We start from the raw sequence: 5,062 nt of genomic DNA on the forward strand, positions 1-5,062 counted from the left end.
CGATGGCCACGGCGGCGAGCGCCACGAGGACGAAGCTGAGCAGGTGCGGTCCGGCCGAGCCTCGGCAAGCGCTTCGGCGCCCGGCTGGTCGACGGCGTCCTCACCTCGGTGGTGGCGGTCGGCGTCGCCTTCCCCTTCGCGGGCCAGGCCGTCGACCACATCAAGCAGAAGATGGACGCCGTCCGGCAGGCGGGCGAGACCAAGCAGGTCTGGCTCATCGACGGCACGACCGGCGGCTATCTCGCCATCGTCCTCGGAGCGCTGCTGCTGTTCGGCCTGCTCTACGAGGTGCTGCCCACCCTGCGCTGGGGGTGCACCCTCGGCAAGAAGATGTTCGGGCTCAAGGTGCTGACCATGGAGCAGCAGGAGCGGCCCGGCTTCGGCAGTGCCTTCGTGCGATGGCTGACCTACGGCGGGCTGGCGGTCCTGGTGGTCGGCGTGGTCAACGTCCTGTGGTGCGTCTTCGACCGGCCGTGGCGCCAGTGCTGGCACGACAAGATCGCGGGCACCTTCGTCTCCAGGGACTCCGGCGAGATCCGTCTCTGACGCCGGCGGTCACCCGGCGTGCGTCACCCTGATGACGCACGCCGGATGCGAGGGGGCTCCGGGCGCGTTCCACTCGGCGCATGAGCACGGATGAGCCCGACCAGGACCCGTTCCGTAAGCGGGAGCAGCCGAAGGACCAGCAGGGACACCGGGGCGAGCCGGGTGAGCCGGGCGGATCCGGCGAGCCTCCGCCTTCGTATGGAGGTGGTCCCTACGGCAGCCCGCCACCGGGCCCGGGAGGAGCCGACCCGTACGGCAGCGGCGCACAGGGCCCGTACGCGGGCGGTCCGTACGCCAGCAATCCGTACGGCGGCGTGGCCGGTGCGGCCGATCCGCTCGCGGGCATGCCGCCATTGGCCTCGCGGGGCAAGCGGCTTCTGGCGCGCATCATCGACGCACTGCTCATCGCCATCCCCGTCGGCCTCATCATGGGATTGGCGCAAGGTGGTTGGGGCACGGGAGACGACGGCCGTATCTACGGCCAGCAAGGCGTCTACACGCTCGTCTACGTTCTCTACGAGGGCCTCATGCTGACCAAGTCCGGTCAGACGGTGGGCAAGAGGCTCATGCGCATCCGCGTCGCCCTGCTGTCCGACGGTGCGGTGCCGCGTGGGGCGCCGGGCTGGATCCGGACGCTGGTCTATCACGTGCCGCCGCTGGTGCCCTGCGTGGGCTTTCTCTTCTGGCTGGTGAACGTGCTGTTCTGCACCTGGGACAAGCCCTACCAGCAGTGCCTGCACGACAAGACGGCGAAGACCGTGGTCGTCGCCGCCGACTGACGTCTGTCCGCGGCCGGTTCGCTTCTGTCAGGGACGCAGCGAGGGCTCTGCCACGCGATGCGCGGAGCGCTGTGCCCGCAGGGGCGAGCCGTGCGCCGCGGCCACGTCGTGCCTGGCGTGGACGCGGGAGGAGGCGCCCGCCACGGTGTGAGCCGCGGCCCGCTGCGACTTCGCGGAGCCGGCGCCCGCACGTGTACGGCGGACGAACGAGGCCCGTGGCGCGGTGACGGCCACCAGCACGCCGAGCACGAGAGCGACCACTGCGATCACCGCCACTCCGGGCCCTGATGGAGCCCGTGAGAGCAGCAGCATGGCGAGGGTCGAACAGACGACGGTGACCGAACCGTAGGCGAACTGTGCGGGGGTCGGACGCGGCATGGCGTGATCCGTCCTCGGGAGACGTGTCGGGGGTGTGTGGGCCGGGTGATCGATCCGGCATGAGAGTGCTCTGAGAATGACTCTACGATCCGGGATGCCCGGCCTGACACCACGGTAAGCGTGACCTGACCCACGGTGGCGTTGCACAGGGGGCGCACAGTCGCACAACGGCTCCGGCGTCCCAACTGGCGGACACGGCGGGCGACTTGTGAGTTGTGTTCGAATCTATGCCTCAGGGTCTGTCTTTTCTCCCGCCTCTACTGTCGAATACCTCCTGTCACATCACTTTCCACAGGGGAGGGCACCGCAGAGGTGAACGGCAGACGGAGATCCAGGAGATCGAGAGCGGCCGCGCTCGCGACCACAGTCGCAGCGATAGGCGCCACCGCACTGATACCCGCCAGTGCGGCACAGGCCGACCAGGCCCCTCAGTCGGCGTATCCGGCTATCCAGTCCGGGAAGGCCATGCCCGGCTCGCCGGGCCAACGCCACGGCGGACACAGCGAGGACAACCTCAAGGGCCCGTTCGACAAGGAGCAGAACGCCGAGCGCCAGGCCGCCCTCGAGCAGGTGGCGCAGGGCGACGCCGAGGTGGTCAAGCGCAACGGCTCCAAGGTGGTCAAGCTCGACAGCGGCAAGTACGTCGAGTTGAAGCGCGAGAAGACCGACAAGATCTTCACCATTCTGGTCGAGTTCGGCGACAAGGTCGATGAGGAGTACGGCGGCGACCCCGGCCCCGTGCACAACAAGATTCCCGCGCCGAAGCGCAAGGACGACAACTCCACGTACTGGAAGAAGGACTTCAACCAGAAGCACTTCCAGAACATCTACTTCTCGAAGAAGACCGAGGACTCGGTCAAGAGCTACTACGAGAAGCAGTCCTCGGGCCGTTACTCGGTCGACGGCACGGTCTCCGACTGGGTCAAGGTCGACTACAACGAGGCCCGTTACGGCTCCAACTACTGCGGCGACTCCAACTGCCCCACGGTGTGGGACGCGGTGCGCGACGGCGTCAACACGTGGGTCAAGGACCAGAAGGCGGCCGGCAAGAGCGACGAGGAGATCTCCGCTCAGCTCGCGGACCACGACAAGTGGGACCGCTACGACTTCGACCAGGACGGCAACTTCGACGAGCCCGACGGCTACATCGACCACTTCCAGTTCGTGCACGCGGGCGAGGACGAGTCGGCCGGCGGCGGCGCCGAGGGCGAGAACGCCATCTGGGCCCACCGTTGGTACGCCTACGGAAGTGACGCGGGTAGAACCGGCCCCGAGGACAACAAGGCGGGCGGCACCGAGATCGGTGACACCGGCATCTGGGTCGGCGACTACACGGCGCAGCCCGAGAACGGCGGACTGGGCGTCTTCGTCCACGAGTACGGCCACGACCTGGGCCTGCCGGACCACTACGACACCACGGGCCAGGGCGAGAACTCGGTCGGGTTCTGGTCGATCATGTCCGTGGGTTCCTGGCTCAACAAGGGCAAGGACGCCATCGGCGACTCCGCGGGCGACATGAGCGCCTGGGACAAGCTGCAGCTCGGCTGGCTCGACTACGACAAGGCCAAGGCGGGCAAGAAGTCGACGCACAAGCTCGGCACGCACTCGTACCAGACGAAGCAGAAGCAGGCCGTCATCGTCGAGTTGCCCGAGAAGGACGTCACCACCACCATCACCAAGCCCGATCAGGGTGAGAAGCAGTGGTGGAGCGGCAGCGGCGACGACCTGCGCAACTCCCTGACGCGCAGCGTCGACCTCACGGGCAAGTCCAAGGCCTCGATGGACCTTCGGGGTTGGTGGGACATCGAGGAGAACTACGACTTCCTCTACACCGAGGTCTCCCAGGACGGCGGCGCGACGTTCAAGCCGATCGACGGAACGTCGGACGGCAAGCCCATCCCGCGCGACGGCAGCGACCAGCCCGGGCTCACCGGAGTCTCGAAGACGTACCACGATCTCTCCTTCCCCCTCGACGAGTTCGCGGGGAAGAAGATTGATGTTCGCTTCCGCTATCTGACGGATGGTGGGGTGGCCCAGAAGGGCTTCGCCGCGGACTCCCTCAGCATCACGGCGGACGGCGAGAAGGTCGTCGAGGACGACGCCGAGGGCGACGACGACAACGGCTGGGCCACGAAGGGGTTCTCGCGCATCGGGGAGTCGTTCACGAAGCCCTACGCGCAGTTCTACATCGCTGAGAACCGCAACCACGCCTCGTACGACAAGTCGCTGAATTACGGCCCGTACAACTTCGGTTGGACCTCCACGAGGCCCGACTGGGTCGAGCGTTACGCGTACCAGAAGGGCCTGCTGCTGTGGCAGTGGGACACCTCCCAGCTGGACAACAACGTCTCGGCGCACCCGGGTGAGGGCCTGATCCTTCCGGTCGACGCACACGCCAAGCCGGAGAAGTGGTCGGACGGCAAGCCGCTGCGCAACCGCATGCAGGCCTACGACTCGCCCTTCAGCTGGTTCCCGACGAAGGGGATGACTCTCCACAACGACGGCAAGCCCGCAAAGGTCAAGGCGAAGAAGGGCGTATCCGTCTTCGACGACCACAAGGGGACGTACTGGTACGAGTCGAACCCCACCGCGGGGGTCAAGGTGCAGGACACCAACACCAAGATCAAGATCGTGGAACAGCCCCGCTCGGGTAAGACGATCACCCTCCAGGTGAGACCTTCCACAAATTAATTTGCATCGTTGCAGGTCAAAACATGATCGGCCGTTGCCCCCCTGGCGGGCAGCGGCCGATCGCGTTTAGATGCACGTGACGGACCTCTTCGGAGGTCCACCGGAACAGTCTCGCGGGGGTGTTGTTGATCATGGCTGGAGGCGGATTCGTCCAGCTGCCGGACGGAAGCGTGATCGTTGCGCTGACCTTGCCGGTACCGGCTCAGCGGGTGCACAGGCACTCCGGGCCGGACACGGGGGCGACCACGGATGCGGGCCCGGAGGAGGCCGGCGACGGCCGTGCTCGCGGCCCGGTGCGACAGGGCCGCAGGGGCGGCCCGTACGACGGTGCGATGCCCGAGCGGCGGCGCTGGTCCGCCCACGCGGACGAGGCGCGCACGGTCCGTGCCGTCACGTCACGACGGCACGGCGACGAGCGGAACGTCCGCGTGCTCGTCCACTCGCTGAACCGGGCCCGTGCCCTGACCAGGCTGCGGAATCTCGGCATGCGAGCGGTCTACCTGCGCGGCAACGCCGAGCCGCCGACCGCGGACGAGATCACCGCGGTCCTGCACCACCCCGACGGCCTGGTCTGGCGCATGGCCCCGAGCGACGACCGCGAGTCCTTCCACCCGATCGAGTCCCTGCTGCACCCCTCGGACCGGGTGCACACGGGGTAGCCCGCGCTT

Annotated in this window: 4 protein-coding genes and 1 pseudogene; 4 read left to right on the forward strand and 1 reads right to left on the reverse strand. The window is 67.5% G+C overall.

Annotated features, from left to right (window positions below):
• Window positions 1-66: 66 nt before the first annotated feature.
• Together H5J26_RS28220 and H5J26_RS28225 are read left to right on the forward strand one after the other, a co-directional pair.
• Window positions 67-546 (forward strand): annotated as a pseudogene (locus tag H5J26_RS28220) (RDD family protein); the annotation flags it as partial.
• Between the two features lie 80 nt (window positions 547-626).
• The gene (locus H5J26_RS28225) at window positions 627-1,325 is read left to right on the forward strand and encodes an RDD family protein (RefSeq protein WP_181768801.1); all 699 of its coding nucleotides are present in this window, start codon (window positions 627-629) and stop codon (window positions 1,323-1,325) included.
• A 27-nt stretch (window positions 1,326-1,352) separates the two neighbouring features.
• Here the strand turns inward: H5J26_RS28225 and H5J26_RS28230 are convergent, their stop codons facing one another.
• Window positions 1,353-1,703, reverse strand: coding sequence for a hypothetical protein (locus H5J26_RS28230; RefSeq protein ID WP_181768802.1), 351 nt, complete (start codon window positions 1,701-1,703; stop codon window positions 1,353-1,355).
• A gap of 465 nt (window positions 1,704-2,168) precedes the next feature.
• Between H5J26_RS28230 and H5J26_RS28235 the strand changes: the two genes are divergently transcribed.
• Together H5J26_RS28235 and H5J26_RS31735 are read left to right on the forward strand one after the other, a co-directional pair.
• Entirely contained in the window at window positions 2,169-4,394 is a 2,226-nt protein-coding gene (locus tag H5J26_RS28235; protein ID WP_235981207.1) for an immune inhibitor A domain-containing protein, read from the forward strand.
• A gap of 332 nt (window positions 4,395-4,726) precedes the next feature.
• Entirely contained in the window at window positions 4,727-5,053 is a 327-nt protein-coding gene (locus tag H5J26_RS31735; RefSeq protein WP_235981209.1) for a hypothetical protein, read from the forward strand.
• The last annotated feature ends 9 nt before the right edge of the window (window positions 5,054-5,062 follow it).

The sequence above is a fragment of the Streptomyces albidus (ex Kaewkla and Franco 2022) genome, from assembly GCF_013870515.1.
GTDB lineage: Bacteria > Actinomycetota > Actinomycetes > Streptomycetales > Streptomycetaceae > Streptomyces > Streptomyces albidus.

What these genes read in the sequence shown, in the direction of transcription:
- H5J26_RS28225 (WP_181768801.1), top strand. Translation starts at nt 627, where the DNA reads ATGAGCACGGATGAGCCCGACCAGGACCCGTTCCGTAAGCGGGAGCAG.
- H5J26_RS28230 (WP_181768802.1), bottom strand. Translation starts at nt 1,703, where the DNA reads ATGCCGCGTCCGACCCCCGCACAGTTCGCCTACGGTTCGGTCACCGTC.
- H5J26_RS28235 (WP_235981207.1), top strand. Translation starts at nt 2,169, where the DNA reads ATGCCCGGCTCGCCGGGCCAACGCCACGGCGGACACAGCGAGGACAAC.
- H5J26_RS31735 (WP_235981209.1), top strand. Translation starts at nt 4,727, where the DNA reads ATGCCCGAGCGGCGGCGCTGGTCCGCCCACGCGGACGAGGCGCGCACG.